This window comes from Halobacterium sp. MBLA0001 (assembly GCF_049705385.1).
Lineage (GTDB): Archaea > Halobacteriota > Halobacteria > Halobacteriales > Halobacteriaceae > Halobacterium > Halobacterium salinarum.
Genome location: NZ_JBNAMQ010000007.1, coordinates 1369487 through 1391068, shown reverse-complemented (window position 1 = coordinate 1391068; position 21582 = coordinate 1369487). Strand labels below are relative to the sequence as shown.

Genomic DNA, 21582 nt, shown 5'->3' with positions numbered 1-21582 from the left:
CACAGCGCCGGACAGCTTTTTATGGTCACACGACTGAACGCTCCAGTAGGAGCGATGGCTGGGGATCTCTTCGCGGGCCTGGATGGCGGGTTTGATGCGCTACAGCGGCGCGCGAGCCGGATCGTCGAGGTGTTGCGCGGAACCGCCGTCGACGTTCCACCGTACGACCCACAGGCCCACGGCCCGCTGGTCGAGTTTGACGGGGTGGCGGACTACGAGGAGGTCGACCGGTACTGGGTCAACGCCCCCTACGCGTTCGTGTTCATCGGGTTCGACGCCGAATCCGACACCCACTACTATCACGTCGTGGAGCCACACCTGGATGACTTCGAGCAGACGGTGTTGGACCAGCTCTACGACGACATCCGGGACGCGCTCATCTACGATGCCACCACCGATCCCGACGACCGCGAGGCGGTCCTGATCGCGCAGATGCAGCGCCTCCTCTCGGAGTACAGCATCGACGTGACGCCGAACGCGTTCCACCGGCTGTTTTACTACTTACACCGCACCTTCGAGGGGTTCGAGAAGCTCGACCCCGTGATGCAGGACCCCCACATCGAGGACGTGTCGTGCGACGGCTACGGGCTGCCGCTGTTCGTCTACCACACCGACTACACGGACATCGAGACCAACATCACCTACGAGCAACAGGAGTTGGACAGCTTCGTCGTGCGCCTCGCCCAGCAGTCCGGCCGCCACATCTCCATCGGCGATCCGGTCACCGAAACCACCCTGCCGGACGGATCGCGCGCGGAGCTCGCGCTCGGCGAGGAGGTCACCCCGAGGGGGTCGGCGTTCACCATCCGGAAGTACAGCGAGGAGCCGTTCACGCCCGCAACCCTGGTCGACTACGACACGTTCAGCCTCGACCAGATGGCGTACCTCTGGCTGGCCATCGAATCCAACAAGAGCCTGCTTTTCGCGGGCGGTACCGCCTCGGGGAAGACCACGTCGATGAACGCCGTGTCGATGTTCGTGCCGCCGCGGGCGAAGATCCTCACCATCGAGGACACCCGCGAGCTTGCGCTGTACCACGACAACTGGCTGTCGTCGGTGACCCGGGGGGCGGACGGCGGCGGCGGAGACACCATCACGATGTACGATCTGCTGCGGTCGGCGCTCCGCCACCGCCCCGAGTACATCATCGTCGGCGAGGTGCGCGGCGAGGAAGCGATGACGCTGTTCCAGGCGATGAACACGGGCCACACGACGTATTCGACGATGCACGCCGACAGCGTGCAGACGGTCATCAACCGCCTCGAAAACGACCCCATCAACGTCCCGCGGGCGATGATCCAGAGCCTGGATATCCTGTGCGTGCAGACGCTCACGCACGTCGGTGACGAGCGCGTTCGCCGCAGCAGCGTGATCGCGGAGATCGAGGGGATCGACCAGCGCACCGGCGACCTCGACTACTCCACGGCGTTCGAATGGGACCCCACGCGCGACGACTTCGAGCAGCGCGACTCGAACGTCCTCGACGAGATCCAGGACGAGCGCGGGTGGTCGCGAAGCGACCTGCTCCGGGAGCTCAGGAACCGCAAGCGCGTCCTCCAGTATCTCGTCGAGCAGGACGTGACCGACTACCGCCGGTTCACGGCCCTGATCAACGAGTACTACGCGCAGCCCGAGCGCGTGGTCGCCCGCGTCACCGACGCGCTCGATTCGGACGTCGCGGCCGCCGCGCCGGGGGTCGTGGAGTGATCACGGTGGCCGTGTGGCTGCTGCCGCTGGCCGCGGTGCTGGCAGTCGACTGCGTGGTCGGCGCGGCCGCCATCACCGGCGCGAACCGCGTCGATCGCGTGCTCTCCCGGGTGGGGCGTGCGGCGTTCGGTGGGCTGGCCCGAGACCGCGAGCGCGCCAACCCCGAGCAGGTCGCGGCGCTCCAGGGGGCCCACGTCGCCCAGACGTACCGGACGTACGCCGCCCGCACGTACCTGTTCGCGACGCTCGCCGCGCTCACTGCCAGCATCCTGGGCGTGTATCTCGTTGCCGGCGTGCTCGTGTTCCTGGGCGGAGCCTCCGCCGGGGTCCGCAGCCAGTTCCCGGGGCCCGTGCGCGGCCTGTTCGTCGATAGCGTCGCCGCGTTCTCGCCGGGCGTGCTGTTCGGTGCGTTCGTCCTGTCGGGCGCAACGGTCGGCGTCGTCGCGGCCTACGGGACGTACACGGCACGCTGGCTGCGGCCGCGGTATGCGGCCGGCGAGCGCGCGCGCCGGATCGACGCGTCGATGGAGCGCACCGTGGCGTTCATGTACGCGCTGTCGCGCAGCGGCATGCCGCTGGCCGAGGTGTTGCGGATCCTGGCGCGCAACCAGCCCGTGTACGGGGCGGCGGCCGAGGAGATGGCGGTCGCGGTCACGGACATCGACAACTACGGCGAGGACATCATCACGGCCCTCGAACGGGTGGGGTCCCGCACGCCGAGCGACGACCTCGCGGAGTTCACCGAGAACCTCGGGAGCATCCTCCAGTCCGGCAGCGACCTGCCGGCGTTCCTCAAACAGGAGTACGAGTATTACGCCGAGGAGGCCGAGGCCACCCAGTCGCAGTTCCTCGAGTTGCTGGCGACGCTGGCGGAGGCGTACGTGACGGTGCTGGTCGCCGGGCCGCTGTTCTTGATCACGATTCTGGTGGTGATCGGGCTCACGCTCGGCGGAACGCTCGGGTTCCTTCGGCTGACCGCGTTCGTGCTGGTGCCCGGCGCGACGTTCGGGTTCGCGGTCTACCTGGACTCGATCACGGACGCGACGGTGGGCGGTCCCGGCGACGAGCAGTCCGTGGGCGGCGAGCAGTCCCGGTTCCAGTCGATCCCGTCGCCGTCGGCGGCGCTGTGTCCCGACGGCGGCGCTGACGCGGCCGTGGCACCGCTCGGATCGTCGCCGGAGAACCGCGCTCGGTTCGCGATCTCCGAGCGCCTGCGACCGGTGTTGTACCGCCTCCGGAACCCCCTCACGGTCGTCCTGGAGACGCCGACGCTGCTGTTCTGGGTGAGCTGTCCGATCGCGGCTGTGTACCTCGGCAGCCAGTGGTGGGCACCACTGAGTACGGGCGTGTTCGCGCCGGCCGCGTACGACGACGCGCTCGTGCATGCGACCGTGTTCGTCGTCGGGACGTTCGCCGTGGCATACGAGACGGCACGGCGACGGCGGAAAGCGATCGAAGCGGAGGTGCCGGACTTCCTGGACCGGTTCGCGTCCACGAACGAGGCGGGGATGGCCGCCGTCGAGAGCTTCGGGCGCACCGTTGATGGGGATCTGGGCGCGCTCACGCAGGAACTCGAACGCACGTGGGCGGACATCCAGTGGGGGGCCCGCATCGAGCACGCGCTCACGCGGTTCCGGGACCGCGTGAACACGCCGGCCGTCTCGCGGGTCGTGGCGCTGACGACGAACGCGATGGCCGCCAGCGGCAACCTCGGGCCGGTGCTCAGGATCGCCGCCAACGAAGCCACCGCCAGCCGGCGCTTGGAGCGGGACCGCCGCAACGAACTGCTCACGTACGTCGTCGTGATCTACGTGTCGTTTTTCGTGTTCATCGCGATCATCGTCGCCCTCGACACCATCTTCATTCCGAACATCCCCACCGGCGCGGCGACGCAGGCCGGGAGTGGCGCGAGCAGCGCCGTCGATAGCGGTGCGTTCTCGCAGTCGGCCGGCCAGCTCACGGCCGCCAAGAAGGCCGCCTACAGCACGGTGTTTTTCCACACCAGCCTGGTGCAGGCGGTCTGCTCGGGGCTCGTGGCCGGCCAGATGGGGGCCGGATCGGTGAAAGCGGGCGCGAAACACGCCACCGTGATGCTGGTGGTTGCGTACACGACGTTTCTACTCCTGGGATGACAGACACACCACACGCCGCCGACCGCGACGTACAGCGGACGTACAACCGGATCGCCAGCCACTTCGCGAAGACCCGCGAATACCCGTGGCCGGAGGTCGAGTCGTTCCTGGACGAGGAGTGTGCGGCGCCGGCGGTGGCGCTCGACCTCGGCTGCGGGAACGGACGCCACGCCGAGTTGCTCGCCGCGCAGGCCGCCGACGTGGTCTGCGTGGACGCCAGCACGGGGCTGCTCTCGGAGGCCCGCGACCGCGCGGCGGCCAACGACTTCGATGCGACACTGGTCGCCGGCGACGCCGCCTGCGTTCCCGTTGCGTCGGGCACGGTGGACATCGCGGTGTACGTTGCGACGCTACACCACCTCCGAGACCGGGACGCTCGCGTGGCCAGCCTCACCGAACTCGCGCGCGTGCTGGCCCCCGAGGGCACCGCGTTGGTGTCCGCCTGGAGCACCGCCCACGACCGCTTCGACGCCACCACCGGCTTCGACACGACCGTGGACTGGACGCTCCCCGGCGGTGAGACGGTGCCGCGGTTCTACCACGTCTACGACCCCGACGAGTTCGACGCCGACCTCGCGGCCAGCGACCTCCGTGTGGTGTCCTCAACCGTCTCCAGTGGCAACTGTTACGCGGTCGTTGCGCCGGCGTGACGCTGGCGGCGAAGGGAAACACCCATAAACGACGGCTGGAAAGCAGTGGGTGCGCGCCGGTAGTCTAGTGGTAGGACCTGAGCCTTCCAAGCTCATGGCCCGGGTTCAAATCCCGGTCGGCGCATTTCTGTCGAACGGAGTGCGACGAAACGCGCCGGGGAATCTGTACCCTGCGAGTCGCAGCCCGCGCAGCGCTGCGAGCAGGAACGCCTCGCATCGGTTCAAATCCCGGTCGGCGCATCCCTCGCGGTCGTCAGTTGCCGACGCGGTTGTACAGCTCGATGGCGTCCACAACGTCGTCGTTGCGGTCCATGTCGGTCTCCAACTCGACGTGGGCGGTGGCGGCGATCATGTCGACCGCGCGCTGGCGTTTCGCTGCCGTGTCGAATTTGTCCGCCAGCGGTTCACCGACGCTGACCTCAAGCGACCAGTACTGGTTGGGGTAGGCGGTGCGCATGTTGTACGGGGAGTCGTGGTACGCCAGCCGGACGGCGTACGCCGACAGCGACGACGCGACGTCCGAGTAGGCGTCGGGCACTCGCTCGTCGGGCAGCGTGATCTCGATGATGTCGCGCTGGGGGTGGCCGTATCCCGGCCGGGGGCGCTGCTCGTTGTTGTACGCGCCCGCGGACATCGTCTTCCCGAAGTTCGAGGGGCCGAGCCACCAGACGACCGCGCCGTCGAGGTGGTACGGCACGGGGCTGGTGTTCTTGAACAGCAACACCTGGTACCAGAACCAGCTGTCGCCGTGGATCTCCGTGGATAGCTCCATGGGCGCGGTGGCGGTGAACCCGTCGCCGCCGAGGGGATCGCCGGTCACCGGGTGGGTGTTGTTCTGGAGCGTGTCGAGGAGCGCGCTGTCGTAGTTGTCGAGATACGTGAAGTCGTCGCTCCACGCCGGATCGGTTTTCGCCTGCAGGTAGACGCGGTCGCGCTCTTTGACTTCGGCGTCCGCCTCGCCGCGGGCGTCCGTCGGCCACTGGGTCTGACAGAACACGCCGGGGTCGTTTGTCGCCGCGACCGGGCCGCCGGTTTCGTCCCAGGCAGCGGCTCGGCCGCTGCCCTGGAAGGTGGGTGGCTCCGTCTCGTCGGGCAACAGCATGAGCCGCGGCAGCAGTTGTGCGATGGCGTGATCCGGGACCTCGGTGTCCGCGCTGCGGAACGACTGCGCCCAGCCGAGGGCCTGGCTGCCGAGCGCGCCGAACGGCAGCGAGCCGTCCCGGACGGTGTTCCGGATGGCGTCCAAGTCCACGTTGAACGCCGCGGCCTTCTCGGCGTCCGTCCAGTTCACCGTGGCGCGCTCGACGCTGGCGACGCCGCCGCCAGCGCCGTTCTCGCCGGGCATGAAATCCAGGAACACGTCCGGAATGTGGCGCTCCTGGTAGGACGGCAGGAACTCCGCGAGCGTCGTGTCCGCGGTGAGCGCGGCGTCTTCGCCGTCGGTGACCGTGATCGTGGTGTCGGCGGACGCGGTGTCGCCGTCCGCACCGGTGACCGTGAGCGACACCGTCACCGAGCCGGCCGCAGCGAACGTGACCGTCGGCGTGGGGCCGGTGACGTCGTCCTGGTCGAGAAGCGTCCACTCGTAGCCGTCGATGTCGCCGGTCGACGCCGAGGCGTCGAGTGTGACCGACTCGCCGACCGACGGTGACGACGGACGCACCGTGATGGCGGCCGCGAGGGAGCCGTCACCATCGCCGTCGTCGACGGGGCGAAGCTGGTTCCACGGCCCCCACTCGTCGCTGCCCGGTTCGTCGCCTTTCGTCCACCACTTGGCCGCCCAGACGTAGCCGTCGAAGGTGACCTCGTCGCCCTCGGTGTACGCCGTGTCGGGATCCCACGCGGGTGGGCTGTCCGATGCCGCCGTTGCCGATGCGCTCGCGCCCAGCAGCGCGCCGACCGTGAGCGCGCCGCGCTGGATGTAGGTGCGTCGGTTCATGGTGTGTGTTGATTGATCGTTTCGAGTAGCGTGCCGTCGTAGTCCTGCGAGAGCTCCCAGATCATCACGCCGCCGAGGTCTTCGGCGACCGCCAACTCGACCTTCGCAGCGATCGAAGTCGGGTCGTCGTAGCTGATGAACACGCCCTCGCTGTCGTTCCAGAGGTAGGGAACCCCGCCCTGCTCGTTGCGCTGTTTGGTCCAGGCGTCGGCGCCCTCGTAGTTCGCGGCGAGGTCGCCGTAGTCGAACGCCCCCGTGTTGGCGTCGTCGGGGCCGCGGAGGTCGTTCCACGTGCCCGGCGGGATCACGTCGTTCTGGTACTTGGGGTCGCCTTGCTGCCACTCCGACAGCGAGAACGTGTCCCAGATGCCGTTCTCAACGTTGCAGCCGCGGCCGTAGAACGGCATCCCCAACACGAGCGTGCCGGGATCGTCGACGGGGTCACCGTGGTCCTCCCACTCCATCCAGTCCACCCAGTAGCCTTGCTCCTTCCAGATCGTGAGTGTCGTTTCCAGGGTGTACTGTTGGGCGTCCCCGGACGGCGGGTAGTCCGGGGGCGTCCCGTAGATCGGCGCGTTCAGCCCGGCGGTGCCGTGCCAGACGCCCGTGAAGTCGTACGCCATCATGTAGATGTCGTCGACCACGGCGGCGACCTCGCGGTGGTTGATCAGCGCGGCGTTCCAGTCCGACCCGCCGTTGGCGACCGAGAGGTCGTACGTGCGGCCGTCCTCGACCTCGGCGTCGTTGAGCCGGTCCCGAACGGTCTCCAGGAGCGCGACGTGGTTCGCGGGTCCCTGGGCGCTGCCGCACTCGCATTTCCCGCGGCGCGGCCCCGGGTGTTCCCAGTCGACGTCGATGCCGTCGAAGTCGTAGGTGCGCATGAGGTCGACGGCGGTGGTGGCGAAGCGCTCCCTGCTGGCCTGGTCGGCGGCGGCGTCCTCGAAGCCCGGGGACAACCCCCAGCCGCCGATCGAGAGCTTCAGCCTGGTGTCGGCGGCCCGGTCCTGCTTGAGGCTGGCGAACGACGCCAGCAGCGACTCGTGGTCCACGTCGCTGTCGGGGAGCACCACGGTGCCGTCGGGCTGCACGTCCAGGAAGGCGTACAGCACGTCGGTGACCTGGTCGAAGGGCACGTCGGCCGGGTAAAAGTCGTAGTCGTCGGTCCCCTTCCAGCTGGGGTAGTAGCCGACGACTTTGAACTCGTCGTCGCCGGGCGACGTGGTGGCGGTGATCTGCTGTGTCGCCGTGTCTGTGGTGCCGTCGCCGGTGGTGACGGTGAGCTCGATGGTGTACTCGCCGGCGGCGTCGTAGGTGTGGGAGGCCGTGACGCCGGCTGCAGTGGTGCCGTCGCCGAACGCCCACTCGTAGCTGTCGACGCTCCCGGTGGTGTCGCCGGCGTCGACGGTCACGGCGGTGCCCGGCTCCACCGTGGTGTCGGTGACCGTGAACGCGGCCGTGGGGCCGCCCGGCGACCCGTCGACGGGGCGGCGTTGGGTCCACGGCCCCCACTCGTCGGCACCGGGTTTGTCGCCTTTCGTCCACCATTTGGCTTCCCAGACGTAGCCGTCGAAGGTCGCCTTATCGCCGTCCGTATAGACGGTGTCGGGATCCCACTCGGGCGGGGTGTCGGCCGCCGATGTTGGTGTGCTCGCCGCGAGCAGCGATGCGATGACTGCCGATGACGTGCGGAGGTAGCTGCGTCTATCGTGGGGCATGCATTGGGGGGTGCGCGCGGAGCCGGTGGCGGCCACCACGGCGGTGGGTCGCCGCCAGCGCGTCCGTGTTCGGGGGGCGATGCATCGTATCGCTACTGCCAGGCGTCCCGGACGGTGTCCAGGAGGACTTCGTTTTTGTCGCCGGAGAACGTCCAGAACATCATCCCGCCGATGTCGTGCTGGGCGGCGTAGGCGGTTTTGGCCTCGACCGACCGGGGGCTGTCGTAGCTCACGAGCACGTTCTTCGACGGCGAGTACAACCACGGCACCTTCGCGGTGTCGTCCCAGAACGTCTCGTAGTCGCTGCTCGGGGCGAGGTTCTGGGTGATGTCCCAGTACTCCTTGATGCCGTTGTCCTGTCCCCACGTTCCGTCCGGCGTGCCGTCGAAGGGCTGGTAGAGGCCGTTGTTGTCGCTGCTGGCGACGTTCCCGAAGCTGCGCCCGTAGAACGGCAGGCCAAGCGACAGCTGGGCGGGGTCGAAGGCCGTATCCAGCCAGAAGGACATCGACGCGTCCACGTAGAACTCGTCGGCGTTCGGCGACGGATCGGCTTCGGTGCCGTACAGCGGTGCTTGGTGGTTGGTGTAGTCGTTGAACGCGCCGTGGTAGTCGTAGGTCATGACGTTCAGGAAGTCAAGCGCCTCGGCGTTGGCCGCGTGGTCCAGCCCGGTGTTCTTCTCCGGGTCGGCGGACAGCGCGGTTGTTAGCTGGTAGCGCTTGCCGTCCTCGTCCTCGGCGACGTCGAGCTTCTCGCGGACGGTCTGGAGGAGTTCCGTGTACCGCTGTTTGTCGCCGTCGCGAACGACGTTGCCGGAGTTCCCGCCGCCGCCGGGGTACTCCCAGTCGATGTCCAGGCCGTCGAAGTTGTGGGTGCGCATGATCTCGATGGCGGTGTCCGCGAACCGCTCGCGGCTGGCCTGCGACTGGGCGGCGTTCGAGAAGTACGTCGAATCGTTCCAGCCGCCGATGGAGAACAGGAACGCCGTGTCGGGGTCGTCGACGAGGTCGTCGAAGCCAGTGTGGTCGTGCCAGGATTTCGGTTCGAGCACGCGCATCGCGGCGTTCTCCTGGATGTAGTCCACGGCCCCGTCCTCGCGGACGGTGAGGAACGCGTAGTTGACGTGTGTGACCTTATCCAGGGGGATGTCGCCCGGGAAGTAGTCGCGGTCCCACTGTGCCCACTGCATGTAGTAGCCGACGACGCGCCCGTCAGCGGGCGCACCGCCGTCGGCGACCAGCAGCGTCGCCGATGTCGTGTCGGTGGTGCCGTCGCCGGTGGTGACAGTGAGCTCGATGGTGTACTCGCCGGCGGCGTCGTAGGTGTGGGAGGCCGTGACGCCGGACGCGGTGGTGCCGTCGCCGAACGCCCACTCGTAGCTGTCGACGTCGCCGACGGTGTTGCTGGCGTCGACGGTCACGGTGGTTTCGGGCTCGATCACTGATTCGCTGGTGGTGAACGACGCGGTCGGCCCGCCGGGATCGGTGGGGCTGTCGTCGACGGGGCGAAGCTGGTTCCACGGCCCCCACTCGTCGGCACCGGGTTTGTCGCCTTTCGTCCACCATTTGGCTTCCCAGACGTAGCCGTCGAAGGTCGCCTGGTCGCCGTCAGTGTAGACGGTGTCGGGGTCCCATTCGGGTGGGGTGTCGGCGGCCGATGTTGGTGTGCTCGCCGCGAGCAGCGATGCGATGACTGCTGATGACGTGCGGAGGTAGCTGCGTCTATCGTGGGGCATGTGTGAGGCGTGTCGGCCACGCCCGCAGGGGCGGGTCCTGTGCTGCGTGGCCGTGTGTCATCGCTACGCGGGGTCCGCCCTAATCAGTTTTTGCCACACAGTGACCTATAATAAATAATACGTTCGGACGTTGGGTATAACGACCGGCTTGACCCAACGAGGGCCGTCGATGCCGACCGGCGGACGGCTGGTGTTACTCCGAGACGCCGACGACCTGCTTGCCGATGTTGTCCCCGGAGAACAGCCCGAGGAACGCGTCCGGCGCGTTTTCGAGCCCGGAGACGACCGTCTCGCGGTGCTCGATGTCGCCGGCCGCGACCCACTGCCCGAGCTGTTCGCTGGCTTCGCCGAACCGGGTGGCGAAGTCCCCAACGAGCAGCCCCTGGACTTTCGCGCGGGGCGCGATGAGCTGGGGGAGCTTCCGCGGTCCCGTCGGCACGTCCTCGTTGTTGTAGTGTGCGATCTGCCCACAGACGGCGACGCGCGCGTCGACGTTCAGCTTCGTGAACACCGCGTCGCTGATCGGGCCGCCGACGTTGTCGAAGTAGACGTCGACCCCGTCGGGGGCGGCGTCATCGAGGGCGGCGCTGTAGTCGTCGACCTGCTTGTAGTTGATCCCGGCGTCGAAGCCGAGGTCCTCAGTGAGCCAGTCGACTTTCTCCTCGGAGCCGGCGAACCCGACCACGCGGCAGCCGTTGTGCTTCGCGATCTGGCCGACCACGGAGCCGACTGCGCCCGCCGCGCCGGAGACGACCACCGTGTCCCCGGGCTTCGGGGCGCCGACCTCAAGCAGGCCGAAGTAGGCGGTGCGGCCGGGCATCCCGAGCACGCCGAGGTACGCCGGCAGATCCGCGACCGACGGGTCGACCGGCGCGACGTTGGCGGCGTCGAGCAGGCTGTAGTCCGCCCAGGTGCCGTTGCCGGACACCAGGTCGCCGGCCTCGTAGGCGTCGCTCTCGCTTTCCACGACTTCCCCAACGACGCCGCCGCTGAGGGGTTCGCCGACCGTCCACGGGTCCGCATACGAATCGGAGTCCCGCATCCGACCGCGCATGTACGGGTCGACGGAGAGATACCGAACGCGCACCAGCAGTTCGCCGTGGCGGGGCTCGGGAACGTCGCGCTCGCGGAGTTCGAAGCTGTCCATGTCGGGTTCGCCTTCGGGTCGCTCGGCGAACACCCACTCGCGGGAAGTGTCTCGCATACAATCATCAACAACCCCCAGGGGGAGGGTAGTTACGCTTCCAGCAGCGCCTTCCGGTGTGCACGAGCGCGCACCGAGAACAGGCACGCCTGGCAGGCACCCGTAGGTATTCACCGCAGCACGGTCATGCATCCGTATGGACGTACTCGTTGCTGGCGCGCACGGACGTGTCGGCCAACACCTCACGGAACGACTCGCTGACGACGGCCACCACGTCCGCGGAATGATTCGGGACCCCGCACAGACCGACACCATCGACGGGCTGGGTGCCACCCCCGTCGTCGCGGATCTGACCGACGACGTGGCGGACGCGGTCGCGGGCTGCGACGGCGTGGTGTTTGCGGCCGGGTCCCGCGGGGAGGCGCTCGACGCGGTCGACCGGGACGGCGCGATTCGGCTGCTGTCGGCGGCCGAAGACGCCGCCGTCGACCGCTTCGTGATGCTCAGCTCGATGGGAGCCGACGACCCGTCCCGGGGCCCGGACGACCTCCGATCGTACCTGGCGGCGAAAGCCGACGCCGACGCCCGCCTCCGGGAGAGCCCCATACCGCACACGATCGTGCGCCCGGGCAGCCTGACCACCGACGCGGGCACCGGGCGTGTGACGGTCGCGGACACACTGGACCCGGCGGCCGGCTCGATCCCCTGTGCCGACGTGGCGCAGACGCTGGCGGCGGCGCTCACCGCGCCGGCGGCCCGCGACACGACGTTCGAAGTGCTGGCCGGCGACACCCCCGTCGCGGAGGCGGTTGCGTCCGTGGGCGATTGAGCACCGCGCCGACGGGCGCTCAGCCGGTCGCTTCGGCTTTGGCGTCCTCCCAGACGGAGACGAGCCGGTCCAAGTCGGGCACGCCGGTGTAGAACCGCGACTTGTCGATGATGTCCTGGAGGTCGTCGATCCGCAACACCGTCCGCTGTCGCCGGTTGAGCCGGTCGATCGAGGACTGGTGGGGCACCACGTTGGTTCCGCCGACCGTCGGCCACATCAGGTTCTTCGCGGTGATGCCGTGTTGCATGTACGCCAAGTAGTTGGTGGACACGCTGGGGTGGCTGCCTTTCAGCATCGTCGTGGTCTCCACCCAGATCACGCCGCCCTCGTCGGGAACCCTGGCTTCGTACTCGAAGCGCCCGCCGCGCCGGAGGCTGCCGTTGATCCAGTTCCCGGAGACGAACGCGATGTCGATGTCGCCGGCCGCCAGCGCCGTGTTCAGCGACCCCACGTCGGCGTAGACGCCGGCCGCGTTCTCGAACAGCGCGACCGTCGCCTCCCGGATCCGCTCGACCTCGGCGTCGGTGTGGGTCGCGTACGGGTCGATGCCCTCCCGCAGCATCACGATCTGCACCCCCCAGAACGGGAGGTCGTAGACGCCGACGTCGTACTCGTCGGCCCACGCCGCGTCGTAGCTGCGGGCGTCCGACTCGCTGACGACGTCGGTGTTGAGCGCGAACGACGCCCACCCGAACCGCTGGGGGACGCCGTACAGCTGGCCGTCGGCGTCGAAGTTGTAGTCCTCATCGAGGAACGCGAACTCGTAGCCGTTCTCGCGCTGGAACAGGTCGGTGTACTTGTCGAACGTGTACGGTTTCCACGCCTCGTAGTCGAGGGGGCGAATCAGGCCGGCTTCAGCCAGGTCCGGAAGCCACGCCATGTCGAACGTGGCGTGGTCGAACTCCCGCCAGGCCCCGTCGTCTAAGCGGTTGAACGCGTCCAGATTGGACGTGAACAGGTCGACCCCGGTCTGGCAGTCGAACTTCTTCTCGAAGGGACGCTGGACGTTGGCGGCCTCGTAGCCGCTCCACGTGAGGTGGCGGATCGTCTCGCCGGACGACTGGGTGTTGTCGGCGCTGTACAGCCTGTCGTCGGGTGCGGCCGGCACCGCTGCCAGCTCCGCGTCCCGCCACGCGCCGTCGTCGCCGGTGCTCGCGTCCCCGCCGTCGTCGAGTCCGCCCATGCAGCCGGCAAGCGCCGTCGTGGCGGCCGCACTGAGCGCGGCCGTTTTGACGTACTGGCGCCGGGAGAGATCAGTGTGGTCTGTCATGTGTCGTGGTGTGTCGCGTCTCGTGAGTGGTCAGTGCTGGCGGATCGAACGAACGCGCCAGTGGTGTTCTCCGCGCCGCCGTCGGCCACGGCGTGGTCCTCCCGAACGGTGAAATCCGAGAGCAACTCGTAGAGGTCCGTGGACTGATCGGAGAGGTCTTGGATCCGGTTGGTGACCTCCGTGAGGGAGGCCGTCTGTTCTTCTGCCGCGGCGGCGGCGTCCTCGGCTCTGGCGGTGGTGTCGTCGCTGATCGAGCCGACCTCGTCGACCATCGTCACGACCTCCTCGGTGGTCGTTGCCTGTTCGTCGGTCGCGGTGTTGATCGTCTGCACGCCACCGTTGGCCTCCTCGATGCGTTCGACGATCGTGTCGATCGTCTCGACGGTGTCCGTGACTGTCGACTTCCCCTCCGAGAGCCGGTCGCCCATCTCCTGCATGTCCGTGACCGCGTCGGTGGTCGAGTCCTGAACGTCGGCGATCAGCGACTCGATCTCCTGGGTGGCTTCGGTCGTCTCCTTGGACAGGGATTTGATCTCGTCGGCGACGACCGCGAACCCTTCGCCGGCCTCGCCCGCGCGGGCTGCCTCGATCGACGCGTTGAGCGCGAGCATGCTGGTCTGCTCGGCGATGTCGTCGATGAGCGTGACGATCTCCCCGATCTCGGTCATCTCGTCGTCCAGGGCTTCCATCTCGGCGATGGTGCGTTTGGCCTGCTCGTCGACGGCGTTCATCTCCTCGATGGCGTCCTGGGACCGGGCCCGACCCGACTGGCCGACGGAGACGGCGTCGTTGGATTTGGCCGCGACCTCGTCCGAGGAGGACGCGATCTCCTCGATGGTGGCAGAGAGGTCCGTCATTTCGTCGGACACGTCCTGCACGATGCCGTTCTGCTGGCGGGCGTCCGCGGACATCTCCTGGACGGACTCGCTGACCTGGCCGCTGGCGCGCTTGACCTCCTCGGCGCTCGTGGTGATGTGGTCGCTTGACTCAGCGACGTCCTTCGAGAAGCGCTGGATCCGGTGTATCGTGCCTTCCAGCTCCTCCAAGAGGCTGTTGAGGGCAGTCGCGATGGCCGCCATGGACTCGTGGTCGGTGTCCGTCTCAAGGCGCTGCGTGAGGTCGCCATCGGCGGCGTGTTCGACGGTTTCCCGGATGTCTTGGGCCTGTGATTCGAGGGCCGCCGCGAGCGCTTCGGCTTCTTCGCGGGACTGTTCGGCTTCCTTGCGGGACTGCTCGGCGGTCTCCTGGGCGTCTTCGAGGTCCGCGATCGCGGTTTCGAGGTCCCAGTGCATCGTCTCCAGGGATTCGCCCAGGCGGCCGGGGACCGATTTGTCGAGCGCGTCCGCGTCGAAGTCCTGCTCGGCGAGGGCGTCGGCCTGCCCCGCCACGGTCTGGAGGTACTCTTGGATGTCGCGGAACGACCGCCTGAGATCCCCGACTTCGTCGATGCGAGTCGTCTCTTCGATCGCGGTGTCGATGTCCCCGGCCGCGATCGCCTCCGCGCGGTCGGACATGTCCGTGAGCGCGGTTAGCGCGTCCCGACCGATCACGAGCACGAGCGCGCCGAGGCCGGCGACCGCGGTGACGATGAGCACGACGATGTTACGCTGTACGTCGCCTTCGAGCGCGTACGCGTTCGACGTGGGGGCGTGCTTGAGGAGCACCCAGTCGGTGCCTTCGACTTTCGCGTGGCCCACGAGCAACCCGTCCCGGGTTTCGATGCCGCTGTTCGTGGTGAGTCCCGTTGCGATGACTGGTGCGTCCCGGCCGGCACCGTACGCGCTGCTGATCGCCGACTCGTCGGCCGCGATCTGGACCGTTCCCTTGATGTCGACGACCTGCGTGTAGCTGCCGTCGATGTTCCGGCTGAACGCCTCGCCGCGGGTCTCGACGCTGTGGAAGACGAACACGGCGTTGTCGGAGCCGGGCTGCTTGCTGGCGAACGCCATGACGGGGGTGCCGCGGTAGTTGAACACGCTCGATGTGATGACGTCACCGCCCCCGTAGAAACTGAGGCCTTCGCCGCGCCAGGGGATGGAGTACGACGTGTACGTGTCGCCCTCGACGGCGGCGTCGGTCGAGGCCCGGATGGTGTCCGTCGAGAGGTTCACGTAGTGGAGCGCTGCGGCGGTCTCTGTGAGCCCCGAGATCCGCGTGGAGAGGACCTCTGATTTGTCGGCTTGGGGGGCGGACTGGATTGCGTTGTCCTGTGAGAGGTACTGCGTTGCCGATCGCTGGCGACCGATCCATTCTTCGAGTGCTTCGGCTTCCTGTTCGGTGCTTGTGAGCAGTTCCGTGTCGCGTTGCTCGGTGACTTGTGTGGAGACTGCTTGTGTCGTGAATACGCCGACGCCGACGAGGACGAGCATGATGGTGACGATGACCACTGCCGCTTTTCGCAGCAGACTCGTCCGTATCGCTGTCGGAACGTACGTGCCCAGCGCCATAGTTGTGTTATGTGTTCACACACGTAAAGACCCTTCTCCGGGATCAGCAGAACCTGTCCGCTACCGCCGACTGAGGCCATAAAAAGCCGTTGCCGTGGTCAGTGCTCGGCGTGATCTGGCCCACTGACGAACCACTGTGTCGGGGTGCACCTGGCTGGTAGCCCGCCATCCGTGCGCTTTCGGCGAGACACTCACCGGATGGTAACGTGGTTTCGTACGGTATGCCATATGTTTACATACCTCATGCCCTATGTATGTACTGTCGGCACCCCAACTGGAGGTCACGCACAATGTCCACCGAATCCAACGACACATCCGAGACGGCGTTCGAGTTCAGCCTTCCCGAGCAGTGGGCGCTTCACAGTGCTGTCCGCAGCCACACCAAAGACGCCCTCGACGAGAGCAGCAGACTCCCGTACCCGGCGGTCGAACTCGCCATCCTCGGGCGCATCGAGGACGGCGAGTTCACGTTCACGGCCTTCGAGTGCAGGCGACTCGCTGCCCTCCTCTCGCAGTACGCCACACACGACCAGACGCCACGGATCGACCACGACCCCGCGCGCGCCATCGCCGGGCAGCTGCGCGACCACTGCCAGCCGCCGCGCCACCGGTGATCACGACTGCGCGTCGTCGCCGCTGCACGCGAAAATCTCTTCCCGATCAGCCAGAAACGACGACACACCATCGAACGCGTCGATCTCCGAGAGGTGGGCGTACGCCCCGCGGTGGTCGTGCAGCAACTCGAGTTCCGCCAGCCGGCGCTGCACCGGCGTGATCACGTCGGCGAGACGCTTGTGGCCGGGGTTGTGATCCACCGTGTCGCCGGCCGGCTCGAACGCAACGCGCTCGGTCGCCGTGATGTAGACCGTGCCGTCGCGGTGGCTGCCCCGCACCGCGTAGGTGAACGGGTTGCTGCCCAACGGGCGTCGGTACACCGCCCGGAGCCGGTAGTCCGTCGCGCCGTCAACGCTGACGTGGCCGTTGAAGCGGAGCCGCAACACCGCCTCCGTCAGCTCGTACTCGAATCGCAGCTTCGCCACGGCGGCGTCCTCCCCGAAATACGTCTTCACGCGGTTCGCGCTGTACAGCTGCTCGCCCCCGCGCTGGTACGGGCGCGACACTGCAGCCGCCGCCGCGCCGATCCGGTGGCGAGTCAACCCCCCTTGAGTCACGACCCCGGATATGCGTGACGGGGATAAAAGTTTGGCGTCGAAACGGAGGCCGCCCACCCTGGGTGGTGGCTGGTGCAGAAGGCGCAAACCCATCGGGAAACAACGCCACCACATGGACGACATCAACCCCGCAACCGGGGCCCGGATCGACACCTACGAGACGGACACTGCTGCCGACATCGAGGCCGCGCTCGCCCGCGCCGCGGACGCCGCCGACGACTGGCGGGACCGGCCGATCCGGGAGCGCGAGCGCCACGTCGCGGCCGCAGGGGACGTGCTCCGGGAGAACACACAGACGTACGCCGAGTTGATCACCGCGGAGATGGGGAAGCCGATCACGCAGGCCCGCGCGGAGATCGAGAAGTGTGTGGCGGTCTGTGACCATTACGCGACGCACGCCAGCGCGTACCTCCAGCCCGACGGCCACCCGAGCCCCCCCGGCGCGGACGTGCAGACCGTCTACGAGCCCCTCGGGCCGGTGCTGGCGGTGATGCCGTGGAACTTCCCGTTCTGGCAGGTGTTCCGGTTCGCCGCGCCGGCGCTCGCGGCGGGCAACGTCGCGCTCCTGAAACACGCCTCGAACGTGCCCGGGTGTGCGGAGGCCATCGCGGACGTCTTCGAGGCGGCGGGGCTGCCGGCGGGCGTGTTCCAGACGCTGCTCGTCGGCGCGGACGCCGTCGGGGACGTGATTCGGGACGACCGGGTGCGCGCCGCGACGCTCACCGGGAGCGAGCCCGCAGGCAGCGCGGTCGCCGCGACCGCCGGCGAGACACTCAAGAAGACCGTGCTCGAACTCGGGGGCAGTGACCCGTTCGTGGTGCTCGATGACGCCGACGTGGCGGCGGCCGCGGCCAGCGGCGCGTGGGCGCGCACCCTCAACAGCGGGCAGTCCTGCATCGCGGCCAAACGGTTCATCGTTCACACGGACGTCTACGAGGCGTTCCGCGACGCGTTCGTCTCCGAGATCGACTCACTCACCGTGGGCGATCCGACGCGCGAGGAGACCGATGTCGGCCCGCAGGCCAGCGCCGCTGGGCTGGACACCACCCACGAGCAGGTGCGGGCGTCCGTCGACGCGGGCGCGACCGTGGTGACCGGCGGCCAGCCCAGTGACCGCGAGGGCGCGTTCTACGAGCCGACGGTGCTCACCGACGTGCCGGCGGGCTGTCCCGCCGACACCGAGGAGCTGTTCGGGCCGGTGGCGGCGGTCTTCGAGGTGCCCGACGAGGCGGCGGCGATCGCGAAGGCCAACGCCACGGCGTTCGGACTCGGGGCCAGCGTGTGGACGGCCGACCGGGATCGCGGCCGCCGGGTCGCCCGCGCCATGGACGCCGGCTGCGCGTACGTGAACCAGCCGGTGACCTCCGACCCCCGGGTTCCGTTCGGCGGGATCGGACGCTCCGGGTACGGCCGCGAGCTGGCCGGTGCGGGCATCCGGGCGTTCGTCAACCGGAAGACGCTGTGGGTGGAGTGAGTCGCCGGTCCGGGCCCGGCGCGCAAATGGCCACAACAATCATGAACACGACGTGGCCCCGTGAGTCATGCTCTCATTCGTGCGCCGTCAGGCGTTTTCAGGCGTGAGACTCCTGGGTGTGGTTTTATATACGAGACGCGTTTGACCGGAGAGTAATGTCGATACGATCGTTTGCGCATCGAATACTGCGGCGGGCGCTGCCCGGGTTCGTTCGCCGGAGCTATCTCGCGAAGTTCGGTGTCGCGCTTCTCGCGGTGGTCGTCTGTATCAGCGCCGCGGGCGGCGTGATGTATCTGAACACCTCCGAGCACCTCCAACAGAGCTCGCGGACCGAACTCAAGAAGGCCGCCGAGCTCAGCTCGTCGGCGGTGGATAACTGGCACGACGAACGCACGAACAACGCCAGGATGCTCGCTCAGTACGGCGTCTTTGACAACGACAACGCCACCGAGGTCCAGCAGTTCTTCACCGACGAGCAACACCACCTGCCGAGCGACGTGCGTGACATCCACTACGTGAGCCTGACCGATGCCCGGGTCATCACGAGCACCGACGCGGGGCTTCGAAACGCGTCCTTTGGCTCCGAGGCGGCCCCGTGGAGCCGCCAGCAGCTCACCCCCGGCGACGACGGCGTGTTCGTCTCCCAGCCGTACGTGAACGACGGGGTCACGGAGGTCGCGTACGTCGCACGCGTCTCCAGCACCCCGGGCCGGCGCACCGCGGTCGTGATGACGGCGAGCCTGGCGGCGATCTCGTCGAGCTTCTGGGATCCGACGCCCCACAGCTTCACGCAGCTCGTCGACGGCACCGGCTCGGTGATCGCCGACGACAGCAAGCGCGCCACCAGGCAGCCGTACGTCGAAAACGCCACGTCGCCGATCGTCGGGGCGAGGGCTGTGGGCTTCCAGCCGGCGGCACAGGCGGCCAAGGAGATGGACCAGGCCCACGAAACCGCGTACGCACCCGTCGACGGCACCCCGTGGGTGGTGACCCTGCACGTGCCGACCAGCGAAGCCTACGGCCTCGCGTCGAACATGGCGGAGAACGTGTTGCTGATCTTGGGGATCGCGCTTGCCGGCCTGGTGTTCATCGCGCTCACGCTCGGTCGCGGCACCGTGCGCGCGCTGAACGACCTGGAGGCGAAGGCCGCCGCCCTGGAGCGCGGCGAGTACGACACGGACCTGGACGTCGCCCGTGTGGACGAGTTGGGGCGGCTGTTCGAGGCGTTCGCTAGCCTCCGGGACACCGTTCAGGCGCGGATTCGGGACGCCAACGAGCAACAGGCGGACGCGGAGGCGGCGCGGTCGGAAGCCGAGGCCGCACAGGCCGACGCGGAAGCCGCGCAGGCCGAGGCGGAGGCCGCACGCGAGGAGTCCGAGGCGCAGGCGCGCCGCCTGGAGACGACCGCCGAGGCGTTCTCGGAGACGATGCGTGCGTACGCCGCCGGCGACCTGACGGTGCGCCTGGATGCGGACGTCGAGCAGGCGGCGATGGCGGACATCGCGGCGGCGTTCAACGAGATGGCGGCGGACATGGAGGCGACGATCGCGGACGTGGTGGCGTTCGCCGACGAGGTCGCGACCGCCAGCACCGACGCCTCCGACAGCGCGGCAGCCGTCGAGCAGACCGGCCGCGACGTCTCCGACGCCGTCGGTCGGATCCGCGACCGGGCGACCGACCAGCGCGACCAACTGGAAGCCGTGGCCAGCGAAACCGACGAGATGTCGGCCACCATCGAGGAGGTCGCGGCGAGCGCCGACCAGGTCGCGGAAACCTCCCAGCGCGCGGCCGCGTTGGGCGACGACGGCCAGGCGGCGGCACAGGACGCGGTCGCGCAACTCGAAGAGATCGAGGACGAGACGCAGGCGGCGGCGACCGCGGTCGACGACTTGGAGGCGAAGATGAGCGAGATCGAGACGATCGTAGCGGCGATCACGGACATCGCCGAGCAGACGAACATGCTGGCGCTGAACGCCAACATCGAGGCCGCCCGCGCCGACCAGGACGGTGACGGCTTCGCCGTGGTCGCCGACGAGGTCAAGGACCTCGCCGACGAGTCGAAGGCGTCGGCCGCCGAAATCGAGGCGCTCGTCGCGGAGGTGCGCGCACAGACCGAGACCAGCGTGGCGGCGATGGACCGCATCCAGGAGCGGGTTTCCGACGGCGTCGAAACCGTCTCGGAGACCGAACGGTCGCTGTCGGAGATCGCCGGCCGGATCGCGGAGGCGGACACGGGCGTCCAGGAGATCTCGAACGCGATGGACGACCAGGCGGCGTCGGTGTCTGACGTCACGACCGCAGTGGGTGACGTGGCGGCGCTGGGCGAGGAGACGGCGACGGAGGCCGAATCGACGGCCGACGAGGCGGCCGAGCAGGCAACGACGCTCTCTGACGTGGCGGCCCAAACGGAGACGTTGGCCGAGCACGCGGTCGCCCTGCGCGAGCACGCCGCCCAGTTCGAAGTGGCCGCCGACAACGAGCGCGGGGAGTGACTCGGCGGGACGCTCAGGCAGCCGCCTACAGCTCGATGCGTTCGACGAGCGCGTCGCCCTCGCCCGTCGAGTTCAGCGCGACGATGCGCACGTCGTCTTCGATGCCCGAGCGGTGGAGTTTCTCCTTCAGGAGGTTGTCCACCTGGTAGACGCCGGCGGCGTTCTGCATCTCGATCTCCACGAGCACCGGCGCGTCGTCGCCCTCCTGGAGGGCGACCCGGCTGATCGCCTGGCTGGACAGCGTGTTGATGCCGCGGCCGCCGCGCTCGTAGGGCAACCGCGACCGGCCGTGCTCCATGTCGAGGCCGTCGGCAACCCGGATGACCCCGGCCTCGGTCGTCAACGGGGTTTCTTCGGTGTGGTGGCAGAGGATCGCGTGCAGCACCTCGCCTTTCACGCGGACGGCGTCGGCGGGGTCGTAGAACTCCGGCAGGATGCGGTCCAGGACGTCCGCGGCCAGCGGGATCGAGTAGTAGGCGTGGTCGTCGCGGTGGACGACGTGCCCGATGTCGTGGAGCGTGGCCGCCAGCGCCACGATCACCGGCTCGTCGGCTTCCGACAGCCCCTGGTCGGTGGCCCCGTTGAACGGGACGCCGCCGCGCTTCAGGAGGGCGTACAGCCGCAGCGCGCGGTTGCGCACGATCTCGATGTGTTTCGCGCCGTGGTCGTTGTACCCCTTCCGGGTGACCGGGTTGACGTTCTGGGCGGTGAGGTACGCCGTCACCGCCTCGTCGTCGAGCACGTACTCCAGAACATCGTTCAGGCGACCGTCCGGGAACGCGTGGGACTGCGCCGGATCGTACGCTCGCGTCGGATTCGATTGGTCGGGCTGTGTCATCTCCGGCAACGTTGGATGGCTGCCAGGAAAAAGCCGGCGG

At 68.3% G+C, this 21582-nt stretch carries 15 protein-coding genes and 1 tRNA gene; 8 read left to right on the top strand and 8 right to left on the bottom strand.

From position 1 onward, the window contains the following. Window positions 1-54: 54 nt before the first annotated feature. The 4 genes from ACOZ32_RS08455 to ACOZ32_RS08440 all read left to right on the top strand — a co-directional run bounded on the left by ACOZ32_RS08455 (window position 55) and on the right by ACOZ32_RS08440 (window position 4613). Window positions 55-1707 (top strand): type II/IV secretion system ATPase subunit, encoded by a 1653-nt coding sequence (locus ACOZ32_RS08455; protein ID WP_012289232.1) that lies wholly within the window; start codon window positions 55-57, stop codon window positions 1705-1707. Beyond that, window positions 1704-3839, top strand: coding sequence for a type II secretion system F family protein (locus ACOZ32_RS08450; protein WP_229373409.1), 2136 nt, complete (start codon window positions 1704-1706; stop codon window positions 3837-3839). The genes ACOZ32_RS08455 and ACOZ32_RS08450 overlap by 4 nt, the downstream gene beginning before the upstream one ends. Beyond that, window positions 3836-4489, top strand: a complete 654-nt coding sequence (locus ACOZ32_RS08445) for a class I SAM-dependent methyltransferase (RefSeq protein ID WP_010902573.1) — start codon at window positions 3836-3838, stop codon at window positions 4487-4489. The genes ACOZ32_RS08450 and ACOZ32_RS08445 overlap by 4 nt, the downstream gene beginning before the upstream one ends. Before the next feature lie 53 nt (window positions 4490-4542). Continuing rightward, window positions 4543-4613, top strand: a tRNA-Gly gene (locus ACOZ32_RS08440). Window positions 4614-4742: 129 nt separating this feature from the next. Here ACOZ32_RS08440 and ACOZ32_RS08435 read toward each other — a convergent pair. The 4 genes from ACOZ32_RS08435 to ACOZ32_RS08420 form a co-directional block, all read right to left on the bottom strand. Beyond that, window positions 4743-6428, bottom strand: a complete 1686-nt coding sequence (locus ACOZ32_RS08435) for a PKD domain-containing protein (RefSeq protein WP_010902572.1) — start codon at window positions 6426-6428, stop codon at window positions 4743-4745. After that, entirely contained in the window at window positions 6425-8143 is a 1719-nt protein-coding gene (locus tag ACOZ32_RS08430; protein ID WP_010902571.1) for a glycosyl hydrolase family 18 protein, read from the bottom strand. Before ACOZ32_RS08430 ends, ACOZ32_RS08435 begins: the two co-directional genes overlap by 4 nt. A gap of 92 nt (window positions 8144-8235) precedes the next feature. Further along, entirely contained in the window at window positions 8236-9876 is a 1641-nt protein-coding gene (locus tag ACOZ32_RS08425; RefSeq protein ID WP_205251644.1) for a glycosyl hydrolase family 18 protein, read from the bottom strand. A 193-nt stretch (window positions 9877-10069) separates the two neighbouring features. Further along, on the bottom strand, window positions 10070-11080 hold the full coding sequence (locus ACOZ32_RS08420) for an NADP-dependent oxidoreductase (RefSeq protein WP_012289230.1): 1011 nt from the start codon (window positions 11078-11080) through the stop codon (window positions 10070-10072). 136 nt (window positions 11081-11216) lie between these two features. Here ACOZ32_RS08420 and ACOZ32_RS08415 point away from each other — a divergent pair, with 136 nt between their 5' ends. Next, the gene (locus tag ACOZ32_RS08415) at window positions 11217-11849 is read left to right on the top strand and encodes an SDR family oxidoreductase (RefSeq protein WP_205251643.1); all 633 of its coding nucleotides are present in this window, start codon (window positions 11217-11219) and stop codon (window positions 11847-11849) included. A gap of 19 nt (window positions 11850-11868) precedes the next feature. On the opposite strand, the gene ACOZ32_RS08410 is transcribed toward ACOZ32_RS08415, so the two are convergent. Both ACOZ32_RS08410 and htr18 read right to left on the bottom strand, forming a co-directional pair. After that, complete coding sequence (locus ACOZ32_RS08410) at window positions 11869-13119, bottom strand: ABC transporter substrate-binding protein (protein ID WP_010902567.1); 1251 nt, start codon at window positions 13117-13119, stop codon at window positions 11869-11871. Next, window positions 13116-15566, bottom strand: coding sequence for a chemotaxis signal transducer protein Htr18 (htr18, locus tag ACOZ32_RS08405; RefSeq protein ID WP_205251642.1), 2451 nt, complete (start codon window positions 15564-15566; stop codon window positions 13116-13118). The genes ACOZ32_RS08410 and htr18 overlap by 4 nt, the downstream gene beginning before the upstream one ends. 290 nt (window positions 15567-15856) lie before the next feature. Here htr18 and ACOZ32_RS08400 point away from each other — a divergent pair, with 290 nt between their 5' ends. After that, the gene (locus tag ACOZ32_RS08400; RefSeq protein WP_227970920.1) at window positions 15857-16180 is read left to right on the top strand and encodes a hypothetical protein; all 324 of its coding nucleotides are present in this window, start codon (window positions 15857-15859) and stop codon (window positions 16178-16180) included. On the opposite strand, the gene ACOZ32_RS08395 is transcribed toward ACOZ32_RS08400, so the two are convergent. After that, window positions 16181-16738, bottom strand: coding sequence for a hypothetical protein (locus ACOZ32_RS08395; protein ID WP_148265493.1), 558 nt, complete (start codon window positions 16736-16738; stop codon window positions 16181-16183). A gap of 112 nt (window positions 16739-16850) precedes the next feature. Between ACOZ32_RS08395 and ACOZ32_RS08390 the strand changes: the two genes are divergently transcribed. Further along, a complete protein-coding gene (locus ACOZ32_RS08390) occupies window positions 16851-18212 on the top strand; it encodes an NAD-dependent succinate-semialdehyde dehydrogenase (protein WP_424335130.1) in 1362 nt (453 codons plus the stop codon). 155 nt (window positions 18213-18367) lie between these two features. Further along, entirely contained in the window at window positions 18368-20704 is a 2337-nt protein-coding gene (gene htr4 / locus ACOZ32_RS08385; protein ID WP_205251640.1) for a chemotaxis signal transducer protein Htr4, read from the top strand. Window positions 20705-20729: 25 nt separating this feature from the next. Here the strand turns inward: htr4 and ACOZ32_RS08380 are convergent, their stop codons facing one another. Then, entirely contained in the window at window positions 20730-21542 is an 813-nt protein-coding gene (locus ACOZ32_RS08380; protein ID WP_136361142.1) for an HD domain-containing protein, read from the bottom strand. Window positions 21543-21582 lie beyond the last annotated feature (40 nt).